The organism is Streptomyces sp. NPDC001222 (genome assembly GCF_042896945.1).
GTDB lineage: Bacteria > Actinomycetota > Actinomycetes > Streptomycetales > Streptomycetaceae > Streptomyces > Streptomyces gibsoniae.
Genome location: NZ_JBIAXT010000003.1, coordinates 106,255 through 120,408, shown reverse-complemented (window position 1 = coordinate 120,408; position 14,154 = coordinate 106,255). Strand labels below are relative to the sequence as shown.

Annotated in this window: 14 protein-coding genes, 1 pseudogene and 1 riboswitch; of the genes and pseudogenes, 6 read left to right on the top strand and 9 right to left on the bottom strand. The window is 71.2% G+C overall.

Annotation, left to right across the window (positions count from 1 at the left end):
• The first annotated feature begins 13 nt into the window (after positions 1-13).
• Complete coding sequence (locus tag ACFY2Z_RS06250) at positions 14-622, top strand: Uma2 family endonuclease (protein WP_390742998.1); 609 nt, start codon at positions 14-16, stop codon at positions 620-622.
• A gap of 59 nt (positions 623-681) precedes the next feature.
• Positions 682-1,356 (top strand): TetR/AcrR family transcriptional regulator, encoded by a 675-nt coding sequence (locus ACFY2Z_RS06245; protein WP_390743225.1) that lies wholly within the window; start codon positions 682-684, stop codon positions 1,354-1,356.
• A 13-nt stretch (positions 1,357-1,369) separates the two neighbouring features.
• On the opposite strand, the gene ACFY2Z_RS06240 is transcribed toward ACFY2Z_RS06245, so the two are convergent.
• The 3 genes and pseudogenes from ACFY2Z_RS06240 to ACFY2Z_RS06230 all read right to left on the bottom strand — a co-directional run bounded on the left by ACFY2Z_RS06240 (position 1,370) and on the right by ACFY2Z_RS06230 (position 3,677).
• Positions 1,370-2,926 (bottom strand): ABC transporter substrate-binding protein, encoded by a 1,557-nt coding sequence (locus ACFY2Z_RS06240; RefSeq protein ID WP_390742997.1) that lies wholly within the window; start codon positions 2,924-2,926, stop codon positions 1,370-1,372.
• Positions 2,927-3,192: 266 nt separating this feature from the next.
• Positions 3,193-3,432, bottom strand: a pseudogene (locus tag ACFY2Z_RS06235) (metallophosphoesterase); the annotation flags it as partial.
• 2 nt (positions 3,433-3,434) lie between these two features.
• Positions 3,435-3,677 carry an SCO4848 family membrane protein gene (locus ACFY2Z_RS06230; RefSeq protein WP_311698260.1) on the bottom strand — a complete coding sequence of 81 codons (243 nt, stop codon included), beginning with the start codon at positions 3,675-3,677 and terminating at the stop codon, positions 3,435-3,437.
• Positions 3,678-3,870: 193 nt separating this feature from the next.
• Between ACFY2Z_RS06230 and ACFY2Z_RS06225 the strand changes: the two genes are divergently transcribed.
• Positions 3,871-5,142, top strand: coding sequence for a D-alanyl-D-alanine carboxypeptidase family protein (locus ACFY2Z_RS06225; protein WP_390742996.1), 1,272 nt, complete (start codon positions 3,871-3,873; stop codon positions 5,140-5,142).
• On the opposite strand, the gene ACFY2Z_RS06220 is transcribed toward ACFY2Z_RS06225, so the two are convergent.
• The gene (locus ACFY2Z_RS06220; protein WP_390742995.1) at positions 5,090-6,001 is read right to left on the bottom strand and encodes a YihY/virulence factor BrkB family protein; all 912 of its coding nucleotides are present in this window, start codon (positions 5,999-6,001) and stop codon (positions 5,090-5,092) included. The two genes, ACFY2Z_RS06225 and ACFY2Z_RS06220, sit on opposite strands and share 53 nt — an antisense overlap.
• A 137-nt stretch (positions 6,002-6,138) precedes the next feature.
• On the opposite strand from ACFY2Z_RS06220, the gene ACFY2Z_RS06215 reads away from it, so the two are divergent.
• A complete protein-coding gene (locus ACFY2Z_RS06215; RefSeq protein ID WP_390742994.1) occupies positions 6,139-6,903 on the top strand; it encodes an SDR family NAD(P)-dependent oxidoreductase in 765 nt (254 codons plus the stop codon).
• 240 nt (positions 6,904-7,143) lie between these two features.
• Here ACFY2Z_RS06215 and ACFY2Z_RS06210 read toward each other — a convergent pair whose 3' ends face one another.
• Positions 7,144-7,731 carry a 2'-5' RNA ligase family protein gene (locus tag ACFY2Z_RS06210; RefSeq protein WP_390742993.1) on the bottom strand — a complete coding sequence of 196 codons (588 nt, stop codon included), beginning with the start codon at positions 7,729-7,731 and terminating at the stop codon, positions 7,144-7,146.
• Positions 7,732-7,886: 155 nt separating this feature from the next.
• Entirely contained in the window at positions 7,887-8,900 is a 1,014-nt protein-coding gene (gene trpS, locus ACFY2Z_RS06205; protein WP_390742992.1) for a tryptophan--tRNA ligase, read from the bottom strand.
• 116 nt (positions 8,901-9,016) lie between these two features.
• On the opposite strand from trpS, the gene ACFY2Z_RS06200 reads away from it, so the two are divergent.
• Positions 9,017-9,691 carry a hypothetical protein gene (locus ACFY2Z_RS06200; RefSeq protein ID WP_390742991.1) on the top strand — a complete coding sequence of 225 codons (675 nt, stop codon included), beginning with the start codon at positions 9,017-9,019 and terminating at the stop codon, positions 9,689-9,691.
• A gap of 28 nt (positions 9,692-9,719) precedes the next feature.
• Here ACFY2Z_RS06200 and ACFY2Z_RS06195 read toward each other — a convergent pair whose 3' ends face one another.
• From ACFY2Z_RS06195 to ACFY2Z_RS06185, 3 genes are all read right to left on the bottom strand, one after another.
• Positions 9,720-11,171, bottom strand: a complete 1,452-nt coding sequence (locus tag ACFY2Z_RS06195; protein WP_390742990.1) for a glycine hydroxymethyltransferase — start codon at positions 11,169-11,171, stop codon at positions 9,720-9,722.
• Between the two features lie 40 nt (positions 11,172-11,211).
• A riboswitch (ZMP/ZTP riboswitch) is annotated at positions 11,212-11,300 on the bottom strand.
• 152 nt (positions 11,301-11,452) lie between these two features.
• Positions 11,453-12,637, bottom strand: coding sequence for a glutathionylspermidine synthase family protein (locus ACFY2Z_RS06190; protein ID WP_390742989.1), 1,185 nt, complete (start codon positions 12,635-12,637; stop codon positions 11,453-11,455).
• A 6-nt stretch (positions 12,638-12,643) separates the two neighbouring features.
• Positions 12,644-12,976 (bottom strand): hypothetical protein, encoded by a 333-nt coding sequence (locus ACFY2Z_RS06185; protein WP_390742988.1) that lies wholly within the window; start codon positions 12,974-12,976, stop codon positions 12,644-12,646.
• 140 nt (positions 12,977-13,116) lie between these two features.
• Here ACFY2Z_RS06185 and ACFY2Z_RS06180 point away from each other — a divergent pair, with 140 nt between their 5' ends.
• The gene (locus ACFY2Z_RS06180) at positions 13,117-13,980 is read left to right on the top strand and encodes a hypothetical protein (RefSeq protein ID WP_390743224.1); all 864 of its coding nucleotides are present in this window, start codon (positions 13,117-13,119) and stop codon (positions 13,978-13,980) included.
• Positions 13,981-14,154 lie beyond the last annotated feature (174 nt).

The window sequence follows — 14,154 nt, the reverse complement described above, 5'->3', positions numbered from 1 at the left end:
CAGGAGGCACCCGATGTCAGCAGCAGCTGTCGAGCGGCCCCATGACGAGCGTTCGCTGATCGAGGAGGCGAAGCGGATCACGGACCGCCTGCCGGGCTACCGAGTCGAGATCATCGGAGACCAGATCATCGTGTCCCCGCCCCCGGACGCCCCCCACTCTCGCTGCCTGACCAAGCTCATGCGCCCGTTCATCGAGGCAGGCCTCGACGACGGCGAGTCGGAGCTGCTGCAAGGCATCGGCTTGTGGCTCCACACAGGCGAGGACTACGCCATCCCAGACCTGGCGATCGTCGATTCCGACATCGATGAACACTTTGTCAGGGACAACTGCTACGACCCGGTGGTCTTCCGGCTCGTCCTGGAGGTCACCTCCGGCAACTGGAAGACCGACCTGCGCACCAAGGTGTCCGCATACGCCGACGCCCGCGTCCCCGTGTACGTGATCGTCGACCGCAAGCACCAGCGCGTCCACGTCCTCACGGACCCGAGCGAGGGCGACTACGCCACCCACCGCGTCCACGCCCCCGGTGAACTCGTCACCCTCCCCGACTCCCTCGGTGCCAAGGTCACCCTGGACGTCGAGGAGATCCTCGACGCGGGGCGGCGCAGGCAGGAGGACTAGGCTCTCTCCTCGTGCCCACCAAGTCCGAGCAGACCCGCGCCCTGATCATCGAGACGGCGATGCGGCTGTTCCAGGAGCGCGGCTACGACAGAACCACCATGCGGGCCATCGCCCAGGAGGCCGGGGTCTCCGTGGGCAACGCCTATTACTACTTCGCCGGCAAGGAACACCTCATCCAGGGTTTCTACGACCGGATCGCCGCCGAGCACCAGGAAGCCGTCCGGGGAATCCTGGCCGAGGAGACCGACCTGGAGGCGCGGCTCGCGGGAGTGCTGAAGGCATGGCTGGACATCGCCGCGCCGTACCACGAGTTCGCGGTGCAGTTCTTCAAGAACGCCGCCGACCCGGACAGTCCGCTCAGCCCCTTCTCCCCCGAGTCGGAGCACGCGCGCGTGGAGGCCATCAGCGTCCACAAGGAGGTGCTCCGCGGCGCGAAGACCAAGGTGGCGGAGGAACTGCGGGACGTGCTGCCCGAGTTGATGTGGCTCGCCCAGATGGGGCTCGTCCTGTACTGGGTCTTCGACCGGACCGAGGGGCGCGAGCGCAGCTACCGGCTGGCCGAACGCGGCGCCCGGCTCACCGCCCGGGGCGTCTCGCTGGCCCGATTCCGGGTGCTCAGGCCGCTCGTCCACGAGGTGCACGAGCTGTTCACGGACTTCCTGCCCGGAATGACGAAGGCGCTTCCGGATCCCGCCGCACGGACGGGGGCGCCCGCCCCGGACGAGCGCCCCTGAGAGTTCCGACCGCTCAGATCCAGCCCAGCCGCCACAGCCGGAAGACACCGGTACCGTCCGACAGATACTGTCCGCCGCCGACGTCCTCGCTGCTGACCACGTACTCCTTGCGCTGCCACAGGGGGATCAGCGGCACCTCCTCGGCCACGATCTGCTGCATCTGCGAGAAGTCGTCGGCCGTACGGCTGCGGTCCGAGTAGCGCTGGCTGTCCAGGATGAGGCGGTCGACCTCCTGGTTGCTGTAGCCGTTCTTCATGCTGCTGCCGGTTCCGACGAGCGGGGCGCCGAAGGTGTCCGGGTCCGGGAAGTCGGCGACCCAGCCGACGGCGTACGCGTCGAGCTTGCCGCTCGCGTACCTCTTCTGGAAGTCGGTCCACTCATAGCCCTTGGTGTCCACCGTGAACAGACCGCTCGCCTCCAGCTGCTGCTTGAGCTCGGCTGCCTCCGCGGCGGCGGCGCCGCTGCCCTGGGCATAGCCGTAGGTGAAGTGCACCGGCAGGTGCGCGCCCGCCGCGACGAGCAGGGCGCGGGCCTTGTGCGCGTCGGGCTTGCCGTAGGCGTCGAAGAAGGACGTGGTGTGCCCGGTGATGCCCGCCGGGATCAGCGAGTACAGCGGGTCGGTGGTGCCCTCGTACACCTTGCTGACCAGTTCCTCACGGTTGATCAGCAGGGCGAGGGCCTGGCGGACGCTGCGGTCGTGCAGCGGTGATCCGGCGGCGGTGTTGAGCACCAGATTGCGGATCTCGGCGCTGTCGGTCTCGCTGACACGCTCGTTGGGGTCGCTGGGCGAGAGCCCGGCGAGCACGGAGGGCGGCAGCTGACGCGTGGCGACGTCGATCTGCCGCCCCTTCCACGCCTTCTCCAGGGTGTTCGGGTCGGCGTAGTAGCGCAGCACGACGGGTCGGCCGGTGTCCTTCACATCGCCCTGGTAGTGCGTGTTGGGCGCGAGGACGGCCTCCTTGTCCTTCGTGTACGAGGTCAGGGTGTACGGGCCGGTCCCGTCGGCGCCGTCGTCCTTGCGCAGCGCGTTGCCCGGGTACTTGGTGCGGTCGACGATCGAACCGGCGCCGGTGGCCACCTTGAACGGGAACGTCGCGTCGGGCGACGACAGATGGAAGGTGACCGTGAGGCCGTCGGCGTCGACCGAGTGGAGCGTCTCGAGCAGACTCGCGGGACCGACGTCGGAGTTGATGCGCTTGACCCGGTCGAAGGAGTACTTGACGTCCTCGGCGGTCATGGTGCGTCCGCCGGGGAACCTCAGCCCCTTGCGCAGGGTGCAGCGGTACGTCGTGAGGTCCGTCCCCTCGAAGGTGCAGCTCTGGGCGGCGTCCGGCACGGGGGCCACGCCGTCGGGTTCGAAGGTCAGCAGGGACTGGAAGACATTGCTGTACAGCGCCCAGGATCCGGCGTCGTAGGCGCCCGCCGGATCGAGTGACGTGACGGCGTCCGCCGTACCGACCGTGATGGTCTTGCCGGTGTTCTCCTCGGCCGGCAGCAACTGCCACCCGCCCACTCCCACCCCCGCCAGTACCAGCACGGTCGCGAGAATCCGCATGCGAACCGATCGCATCGGCGCCCCTCCCCAGGCCCTCAGCGCATGCCACTCCCCTGTGGCGCGGATCACCTAATCACAGGTGTTTCACCTGGGGGAAGAGGGATCTTTCGAGATGAGAAAGAACTTACCGACGGATTGTTTCAAGCCGATGTCACCGCTGGTGAAGCGCTTACTCCACCCGCGGCGGCGCTCGGGTGCACGGGGACGAGGTCATGGCGGCCCAGGAGGCGGAGTGCGCGGCCCGCGCGCCCTCGGAGTGAACCCGCCGCTCTCGCGGCTCGTCACGCCCGGCGCGACGCCAGTTCCACCACCGTGATGTCCGACGGCGCGCCCACCCGCGTCGGCGGGCCCCAGGCGCCCGCTCCCCGGGTCACATACAGCTGGGTGTCGCCGTAGCGGTCCAGGCCCGCGACCGTCGGGTTGGCGGCGGCCGCGACGAAGTTTCCGGGCCAGAGCTGACCGCCGTGGGTGTGGCCGGAGAGCTGGAGGTCCACGTGGTGCCGCACGGCCTCGTGGATCTCCGCTATGGCGTTCGTCGCAGCGCGCGCAGCCCGCGCAACCCGATGACGCCGATGACTGTCCCCAAGACAAAGGAGACCACGGCGAGCGTCAGATGCACCCAGAAGTACGCCGTCGGGTTCCCCGCGTTGTCGAACGCGAGTCCGCTGCCGTCCTTCCAGAGGTTCTTGACGAAAGTGATCCAGATGAACCAGCTCCACACCCCGAAAGCGAGCAGGAACCAGGAGATGCGGCGGCTGAGTTTCACGAGACCGGGCCTTTCCTCGCTGCGCCGGGCTCCCGAGGCCGAGCCGACCGGCCAGGGGTCCGGGGACGGTCGCCCGGTCAGGCACAGCATGAGCCCAGTATCGCCGTTGCCCGACGACCACTCGCCCGGGGGTGCGGGCTATCGGCCGGGACCGGCCGGGACTTCCCGTCGCGCACCCGGTACGTTCGCGACCGTGTCCGCCTTGAAGAAGATCGCCCGGCGCCGCCTGCCGATCGCCTCCGCCGCCGTGTTGTCCCTCTCGCTCGCCGCGCCCGCGACCGCGTTCGCGGCCCCGCGCAGTCCTGCCGTGGCCCCCTCCGCCGCGCCTCCGGCGGCGATGTCCACGGTCGGCGGAGAGCTGCTGGGCCGGCCCGGCACCCAGGTGACCCTGGCCAACGGCGCCCCGGTGCTCCCGAAGGACCTCACCGCGCGCTCCTGGGTCGTCGCCGACGCCGAGTCGGGTGAGATTCTGGCCGCCCACAACGCGCACTGGCGGCTGCCCCCGGCGAGCACCCTGAAGATGCTGTTCGCGGACACCGTGCTGCCCAGGTTCCCCCGCACCGAGACGCACAAGGTGGTCTCCTCCGACCTGGCCGGCATGGGCTCCGGTTCCAGCCTGGTCGGGATCAAGGAGGGCGAGACCTACACCGTCCACGATCTGTGGCTCGGTGTGTTCCTGCGCTCCGGCAACGACGCCGTGCACGTGCTGTCCGCGATGAACCACGGGGTCGCGCAGACGGTCCGCGACATGCAGGCGCACGCGGAGGAGCTGCAGGCCCTCGACACGCATGTGGTCAGTCCGGACGGCTACGACGAGCCCGGGCAGGTCTCGTCGGCGTACGACCTGACGCTGTTCGCCCGGTCCGGGCTGCAGAAGAAGGACTTCCGGGAGTACTGCTCGACCGTGCGCACCCAGTTCCCGGGCGAGACCACGAAGAAGAAGGGCAAGACGACCCGCGGGTCCTTCGAGATACAGAACACCAACCGTCTCCTGGCCGGGGACTTCGACATCAGCCCCTACCGGGGCATAGCCGGCGTGAAGAACGGCAACACCACCAACGCGGGCGCCACCTTCACCGGGGTCGCCGAACGCGACGGCAGGGTGCTGCTCGTCACGGTGATGAACCCCGAGAAGAAGGAGCACAACGAGGTCTACCGGGAGGCCGGCCGACTGCTGGACTGGGGTTTCAGCGCGGCCGGGAAGGTCAGGCCGGTGGGTGAGCTGGTCGCCCCCAAGGGCGTCGGCGCCAGCCCCCGGGGCGGCACCGGAGCGACCCCGAACGGGGGCAAGGGCGGGGGGAGCGCCAAACCGGTGGCCGCCTCGGCGAAGAGCGGCGGCTCCAGCGGGGCCGGGGTGGCGCTCGGCATCTCCGCCGGCGTGCTCGCCCTGCTCGCGGCGGGTGTCTTCCTGGTCAACCGCCGCTGGCCGCTGCCCGATCTGATGCGTCGCCGGACGCGTCCCTGACCTCCTCGGTCCCGCTGTTCCGCGTCGCCGTCCAGGCGGCGCAGAACAGCACCAGTTTCGCGGTGAAGTTGATCCACAGCAGCAGCGCGACCGGCACCCCGAAGGCGCCGTACATGCTCTTCGAGGCCACGCCCTGGATATAGCCGCTGAGCAGCAGTTTGAGCAGCTCGAAGCCGACGGCGCCGATCAGCGCGGCGACCAGCAGCCGGTGCCGCGGGGGCTCGACGCCGGGCAGCAGGGTGAGGACGTAGAGCAGGACCAGGAAGTCGGCGAGGACGGCCACCGCGAAGGCGGCGATCCGCAGCAGCACACTCCCCCAGCCGCCCTTGTCGAGGCCCAGCTCCCCGACCATCCAGTCGACGAGGGCGGTGGCGAGGGTGGAGATGGCGAGGGTCACCAGGACCGCGCCGCCCAGGCCGATGAGCACCCCACCGTCCTTGACCTTGGCCAGGAGCGGGTTCTCGTCCTTGTCCGGCAGTTCCCACACCGCGCGCAGACAGTCCCGTGTCTGGGCGACCCAGCCGATTCCGACGAGGAACAGGGTGGCACCGGCGATGATGCCGACCGTGCCGGCGCTCTGGACCAGGCCGTGGATGTCGAGCTGGCCGGAGATGCCGGGGAACTGTTCGGCGACCTTGCTCTGCAGCTTGTTCTGCCGGTCCACGCTGAGCGTGGCAGCGGCGATCGCGGCGGCGACGGTGAGCAGCGGGAAGAGCGCCACGAAGCTGACGAACGTCATGGCGGCCGCGAGCCGGGTCCACTTCACCCGGACGAGGCGTTCGTAGGACCGCCAGGCGTGCGTGGCCATGAGCCGGACGACCAGCGGTCCGATGCCGGGGAGTCTCTTCAGCCAGTCCATGATCAGACGCTCCCCTCGTGCCCTTCGCCGCCTCCCGGCCTACTCAGCATTCCCCGTATCACCCATTCCAGTGAGCAGTACCGCCGAGTGGAGATATTGAGAGGGTATGCCCTATCTGCAACGCTACGGTCACGGTCATGCCTGCCCATAAGGACGCTTTCAGCACTCCTCGCTCCCTGCTGATCCTCGGCGGCACGTCCGAGATCGCGCTGGCCACCGCCCGCCGCCTCATCGTCCGCGGCACCCGGACCGTCGGGCTGGCCGGCCGCCCCTCCCCCGAGCTGGAGAGGGCCGCCGGGCATCTGCGCGGGCTCGGCGCCGACACGTTCACCGTCGCCTTCGACGCGCTGGACGTCGAGTCCCATGAGGACGCGCTCGGCAAGGTGTTCGCGGAAGGGGCCGTCGATCTGGTGCTGCTCGCGTTCGGTGTGCTCGGCGACCAGGCGACCGACGAGCGCGACCCCTCGGCCGCGGCGCGCGTCGCGGCGACCAACTACACGGGCGCGGTCTCCGCGGGCCTGGTGTGCGCCCGGGCGCTCCAGACCCAGGGCCATGGCTCGCTGGTGGTGCTGTCCTCGGCCGCCGGTGAGCGCGCGCGCCGCTCGGACTTCATCTACGGCTCCAGCAAGGCGGGGCTCGACACCTTCGCACAGGGCCTCGGCGACGCTCTCCACGGCACCGGGGTGCACGTCATGGTCGTACGCCCCGCGTCCCTGCGGCGGCCCGGCACGGCCGCGCACGACCGGGAGCCGCTGGCCACGACCCCGGAGGAGGTCGCCACGGCGATCGAGCTGGGGCTGCGCAGGCGGTCGGAGGTGGTGTGGGTGCCGAGGGTCCTGCGCGTGGTGATGTCGGCCCTGCGGCATCTGCCGAGGACACTGTTCCGGCGTCTGTCGCTCTAGGGCCTGTCGTCGAACTCGCGTCGGCGCCCGAAGGGCGGCCCTGCGGCGTCAGGTGCGTGCTCTGGGGGCGCCCCCTGCTCGAAGAGCTCGGGGGGAGTGCCGGGCGGAAGCCCTCGTACTGGAGGTACGTGGGGTTTCGCCCGGTGCGGCGGTGGAGGCACCGCCCGCGCGAGCGAAGCCGAGCGTGCACGGCGTCGCAGGGCAGGCGGGAGGCTGACGACACCCCCTGGTTCGAGCCGCCTAGGCGCGGTGGGCGGGCAGGGTGGCGTCCTCGGTCGGGGCGGTGGCCTGGGGCGGCACCATCGCGCTGCCGAACGGGAACTCCCGCAGCTTGCCCCAGACGCCGTCCGGGCCCTGCTCGTACAGGGCGAAGCCCGTGCACGGCCACTGGGCCTCGTAGCCGGACAGCTCCTCGTACGCCCGGTCCATGGACGCCTCGTCGATCCCGTGGGCCACCGTGACATGCGGGTGGTACGGGAACAGCAGCTCGCGCGCGACCGGCCCGGAGGCGTCCCGGACCTGCTTCTGCAGCCAGGCGCACTCCTCCGCGCCCTCGACGACCCGGACGTACACCACGGGCGACAGGGGCCGGAACGTGCCCGTCCCGGACAGCCGCATCGGGAAGGGACGTCCGGCCGCCGCGACGTCGACGAGGTGCGCCTCGATCGCGGGCAGTTCGTCGGCACCGACCTCCGTCGGCGGCAGCAGGGTGACGTGCGTGGGGATGCCGTGAGCCGCGGCGTCGCCGAAGCCCGCGCGCAGCTCCTGGAGGAGGCTGCCATGAGGCTCCGGGACCGCGATCGACACACCGATCGTTACGGTCCCCACGTCGTCTCCTGTCGTCGTGTTGGTGTGCGTGGCCGGGGCGGGACGGACTGCCGTCACGGTGTTCGCTTTCCGACTGTACGACCACGCCCTGCCATCGGGCAGGCACAGTCAGAGTGGAGTGCAGCACTCCACGGCGCGTCGGGGCACGGGACGGGTCAGTGCTTGGCAGGCAGGAAGCCCACTCGGTCGTACGCCTGAGCGAGCGTCTCCGCCGCGACCGTACGCGCCTTCTCCGCACCCTTGGCCAGAACCGCGTCGAGCGTCTCGGGGTCGTCCAGATACTGCTGGGTGCGCTCCCGGAACGGCGTCACGAAGTCGACCATGATCTCGGCGAGGTCCGTCTTGAGCGCGCCGTAGCCCTTGCCGGCGTAGCGCTCCTCCAGATCGGCGACCGCGGTGCCGGTGAGGGTGGAGTAGATGGTCAGCAGGTTGCTGACGCCCGGCTTCTCCTCCCTGTCGAACCTGATCACGGTGTCCGTGTCGGTGACGGCGCTCTTGACCTTCTTGCCGGTGGCCTTCGGGTCGTCGAGCAGGTTGATCAGGCCCTTCGGTGTGGACGCCGACTTGCTCATCTTGATCGACGGGTCCTGCAGGTCGTAGATCTTCGCCGTCTCCTTGAGGATGTACGGCCGCGGGATCGTGAACGTCTCGCCGAAGCGGCCGTTGAAGCGCTCGGCGAGGTCGCGGGTCAGCTCGATGTGCTGGCGCTGGTCCTCGCCGACCGGCACCTCGTTCGCCTGGTACAGCAGGATGTCGGCGACCTGGAGGATCGGGTACGTGAACAGGCCCACGCTCGCGCGCTCGGCACCCTGCTTGGCGGACTTGTCCTTGAACTGGGTCATCCGGCTGGCCTCGCCGAAGCCGGTGAGGCAGTTCATGACCCAGGCGAGCTGGGCGTGCTCGGGGACATGGCTCTGGACGAAGAGCGTGCACCGCTCGGGGTCCAGCCCCGCGGCGAGCAACTGGGCGGCGGCCAGACGGGTGTTGGCGCGCAGCTCCTTCGGGTCCTGGGGGACCGTGATCGCGTGCAGGTCGACGACCATGTAGAACGCGTCGTGGGTCTCCTGCAGGTCCACCCACTGGCGGACGGCACCGAGGTAGTTGCCGAGGTGGAACGAGCCGGCGGTGGGCTGGATCCCGGAGAGCACGCGGGGACTGTCTGAGGCCATGTTCACCATTCTCTCAGGTCCGGAGGGCCGTTCCGGAAGCGGTGGGAGACAGACGGGGCGCGGACCGTGCCCCACGGGGTGACCCGGCCGTAAGACGGACGGTGTAACAAAGAGGCATGCGGAGCGAGGGGGAAGGCGTGCGGGGGCTGCGTGCTCTGGCGGCGGCGCTGACGATGGCGGTCGCGGTGCTCGCGGGGACGGCCGCCCCGGCGTGGGCGATGCGCAAGGACGTCCCGGATCTGGCGCTCGTCGTGACGAACGGCACGGGCCGTACGACGACACTGCGCTCCGGGGACCAGAAATTCGCGCTGCTGTGGCAGCTGATGTCCCCGACGGAGAACGGGACCGAGCCGGTGCCGGACGCCTGGGCCGAGGGCCGGTATCCGCGGGTGCGGACCACCGTGGTGTGGGCGCTGACCGGGATCGGCGGGTGGCCGTACACCCGGCGGGCGTCGGGCGGCGATGTGGCCGTGGAGCGCCAGGACCAGCTGTTCCTGGCGGCGGACGGGACGCCGTGGGTCCGGTCCGATCCGGCGCCGGACGTCTCCGACGACGACATCCGGTGGCACCGGGCACCGAGGCTCGTCTTCGACCGGCTGGAGCGGGCTGGGCTGTTCGAGCCGTCCACCCCCGCGGCCGCGGACGGCCTCCCGGACGACCTGCGCTGGGGGGCCGCCGGAGCGGCGGCGGGGCTGGCGCTGGGTGTCCTCGGCACCTACGCCGTACGCCGGGCCGCGGCCCGGAGGCAGGGGATGCCTCGTGAGCCGCGGCAGGAGCTGATCGAACTGTGAGCGGCGGAGCGCTCCGCCGGGGGCCGGATCAGCCCAGGTCGATCTCCGGGTAGAGCGGGAAGCCCTGGAGCAGGTCGCTCGCGCGGTGGGCGATCTCGTCGGCGATCTTCGGGTCCAGGACGTGCTGGGCCTTCGACGGGGCGCCCTTGGCGGTGGTGCCCGGGACGGTGGTCGTGAGGACGCGGTCCATCAGGGCCGCGATCTCGTCCATCTCCGCGGTGCCGAGGCCCCGGGTGGTGAGCGCGGGCGTGCCGATGCGGATGCCGGAGGTGTACCAGGCGCCGTTCGGGTCGGCCGGGATGGCGTTGCGGTTGGTGACGATGCCCGACTCCAGCAGGGCCGCCTCGGCCTGGCGGCCGGTGAGGCCGTACGAGGTCTCCACGTCGATCAGGTTGAGGTGGTTGTCCGTGCCGCCGGTCACCAGGGTCGCGCCGCGGCGCGTCAGGCCCTCGGCCAGGGCGCGGGAGTTGTCCACGATCCGCCGGGCGTAGTCCTGGAAGGAGGGCTGCCGGGCCTCCGCCAGGGCCACCGCCTTCGCGGCCATCACATGCGGGAGCGGGCCGCCCAGCACCATCGGGCAGCCGCGGTCGACCTGGTCCTTCAGGGAGTCGTCGCACAGCACCATGCCGCCGCGCGGGCCGCGCAGCGACTTGTGGGTGGTGGTCGTGACGATCTGCGCGTGCGGGATCGGGTCGAAGTCGCCGGTGAGGACCTTGCCCGCGACCAGGCCCGCGAAGTGGGCCATGTCGACCATCAGCGTGGCGCCGACCTCGTCGGCGATCTCGCGCATGACCCGGAAGTTCACCAGTCGGGGGTAGGCCGAGTAGCCCGCGACGATGATCAGCGGCTTGAACTCGCGGGCGGAGGCGCGCAGGGCCTCGTAGTCGATCAGGCCGGTGGCCGGGTCGGTGCCGTACGAGCGCTGGTCGAACATCTTGCCGGAGATGTTCGGGCGGAAGCCGTGGGTGAGGTGGCCGCCCGCGTCCAGGGACATGCCGAGCATGCGCTGGTTGCCGAAGGCCTGGCGCAGCTCGGCCCAGTCCTGCTCGGAGAGGTCGTTCACCTGGCGGACGCCGGCCTTCTCCAGGGCGGGGGTCTCGACGCGCTGGGCGAGGACGGCCCAGAAGGCGACGAGGTTGGCGTCGATGCCGGAGTGCGGCTGGACGTACGCGTGGCGGGCGCCGAACAGTTCCCTGGCGTGCTCGGCGGCGATCGACTCGACGGTGTCGACATTGCGGCAGCCGGCGTAGAAGCGGCGGCCGATGGTGCCCTCGGCGTACTTGTCGCTGAACCAGTTGCCCATGGCCAGCAGAGTGGCGGGCGAGGCGTAGTTCTCCGACGCGATCAGCTTGAGCATCTCGCGCTGGTCGGCGACCTCCTGCCCGATGGCGTCGGCGACGCGGGGCTCGACGGCGCGGATCACGTCGAGGGCGGCGCGGAAGGCGGTGGACTCGGTGGAGAGTGGCTGCTGCTCCGGCATGTCGGCCTCCGGGTGGCGTGGCTTGAAGCGGTCACGGTTCTCGGTCGGCCCAGGCGCACGGCACTCGTCACATCAGGGCCGCTCCCCGATGGTCGGTCCCATCCCAGCGCGCCAGTCACGGCCCGGCGATCAGCCTACCGGGCCGGTCGGACGGCGGGGGCATACGTCCATCATGCGGGCCCCTCGCGGGAGAACGCCCCGGGGCACGCCCCGGCGGGGGCGGACGCGCCGCACGGGATCGCGCGCGGCGGAGCCCCACGTGATCCCGTGCGGCTGAAGCCTCACAGGATCACGTGCGGAAGGAACCGTGCGTACTCGTCCGTGACCAGGCCGGACGACTCGCGGATGCCGAGCCCGGCCGACTCGTCCCCCACGACCCAGGCGCCGAGGACGACATGGTTGCCGTCGAAGGAGGGCAGGGGCGCCAGCTCCTGGTAGCAGCAGGGCTCGTCCCGTACGACGGGCTCGGCGCCCGGCTCGTGGATCGTCACCCCCTCGCCCTCGCGGCCCAGGAGCGGCTTGGCGACGTAGCCGGTGCTGTGCGCCAGGTCCCGGGGGCCGTCGAGGTGGGCCGGCAGGAGGTTCGGGTGGCCCGGGTACAGCTCCCATAGGATCGCGAGCAGCGCCTTGTTGCTGAGCAGCATCTTCCAGGCGGGCTCGATCCACAGCGTGCTTCCCGTGCCGCCGCCGTTGTCGAGGGTGTCGAGGACATGGCCGCCGAAGCGGTCGGTGAGGAGCCACTCCCAGGGGTAGAGCTTGAAGCAGCTGCGGATGAAGCGGAGCCGGTTGTCGACGAAGCGCTCCGAGAGGGGGTCCCAGCCGATCTCCTCCATGGAGATCCAGTCGGTGTCGAGCCCGGCCTGCTCGGCGGTCTCCTTGAGATACGCCACCGTCATGAGGTCCTCGCCGAGTTCGTCGACGGAGGAGTGCGCGAAGTACAGCGGGCTGCCGGGCGGGAGCAGCTCGGACTGCTTCTGCCAGACGGCGACGAGGCGTTCGTGGAGCGAGTTCCACTGGTCGGCGCCCGGGAAGCGCTCCTGCATCCAGAACCACTGCGGCGAGGCGGCCTCGACCAGGGAGGTGGGTGTGTCGGCGTTGTACTCCAGGAGCTTGGCCGGGCCCGTGCCGTCGTAGCGCAGGTCGAAGCGGCCGTAGACGGAGGGGAGTTCGGCGCGGCGGTGCCATGCGTCGGCGACCGCGCGGGAGATGCGCGGATCGGTGATGCCGAGGTCGGGGAACCGGTCCTCCGCGACGATGTGCGCGGCGGCGGCCAGGCACATCCCGTGCAGTTCCTCGACGACCTCCTCCAGCGCCTCCACCTCGTCCAGGCCGAAGACGTAGTACGCGCTCTCGTCCCAGTAGGGGCGCAGGGAGTCGTCCGGGTGGCGGGTGAGCGGGTAGACGAGGCCCTGCGCCTCGACGGTCCGCTGCCACTCGGGGCGGGGCTCGGTCCTGCGGCGTTCCACGGCCGCTCAGCCGCCGGACTTGCCGTGGCCGCCGAAGCCGCCGCGGTGGACGCCGCTGTGGCTGCCGCTGCCGGAGCTCCTCGGCCTGGTGAAGGAGCCGTCGTCCACGAAGCCGCTCTTCTTGGTGCCGCCGTAGTACCAGCCGCCGTGCGCGGTCGACGTGTGGGAGGTGCAGTTCTTGTCGGCCACGACCTTGTACCCCCTGCCCAGGGTGTAGCTGTCACGGTCGACGCAGCGCTTGTCCGGCTCCGAGGAGCAGGCGGTGAGCGCCACCGCGAGAAGCCCCATGCCGCCGAGGACGACCGTGCCCGAGCGCAATTGCCGGCGAGCGTCCGCCATGTCCGTTTCCCCCGTCGAGTGAGTGTTCGTTGAGACGTCGGTGAGAGGTTTTCGGCCACCACACTAAAGAGCGCCACTCTGGCGTTCGATCGGCCCCCTCCCTTCACCCACTCCCTTACAGTCGCTTTGTGTTCTTTGGAATGGTGTGCGCCCTCGGCGCGGCGGTCTGCTTCGGTACGGCGACGGTGTTGCAGGCGGTCGCGGCACGCGCGGCGAGCCCGGGCGGGGGCGGGGACGCGGCGCTGCTGCTGCGGGCCCTGCGGCAGTGGCGGTATCTGGCGGGGCTCGCGCTGGACGGGCTCGGGTTCCTGCTCCAGATCGCGGCGCTGCGGTCGCTTCCCATCTACGTGGTGGGCGCGGCACTCGCGTCGAGCCTCGCGGTGACGGCGGTGGCCGGGGCCCGGCTGCTCGGGGCGCGGCTGGCCGGGAGCGAGTGGGCCGCGGTCGGGGTGGTGTGCGCGGGGCTCGCGCTGCTGGGGCTTGCCTCCGGGGCCGAGGGGGGCCGACCCGGGTCCATGGCACTGAAGTACGCGATGCTGGCGACCGCGGTGGCCGTGCTGCTGCTGGGCCTTGCCGGGGGGCGGCTGCCGGCGCGGGGGCGGTCGCTGGCGCTGGGGCTGGGCGCCGGGTTCGGTTTCGGGGTCGTCGAGGTGGCGGTACGGCTGATCGACGGGCTCACACCGTCCGCCCTGCTCACCAATCCGGCGGCGTACGCGCTGCTGCTGGGCGGCGGCGCGGCCTTCCTGCTGCTGACCACGGCCCTGGAGCGGGGGTCGGTGACGGTGGCGACGGCGGGCCTCGTGCTGGGCGAGACCGTGGGGCCGGCGGCGGTCGGGGTGGTGTGGCTGGGCGACCGGACACGCGAGGGCCTGGGCTGGCTGGCGGTGCTCGGCTTCGGTGTCGCCGTGGTGGGGGCGCTGCTGCTGGCCCGGTTCGGCGAGGCCCCGGCGCCCGAGGCGCCCGCGGCGCAGGCCCGCCCCGGAGAGGCACCGGCAAAGCCGTGACGCCTCCCACCCGACGGACGGCCGCCGCGAGGCCCCGGCGCCCGAGGCGCCCGCAGCGCAGGCCCGCCCCGGAGAAGCACCGGCAAAGCCGTGACGCCTCCCACCCGACGGACGGCCGCCGCGAGGCCCCGGCGCCCGAGGCGCCCGCAGCGCAGGCCCGCCCCGGAGAAGCAC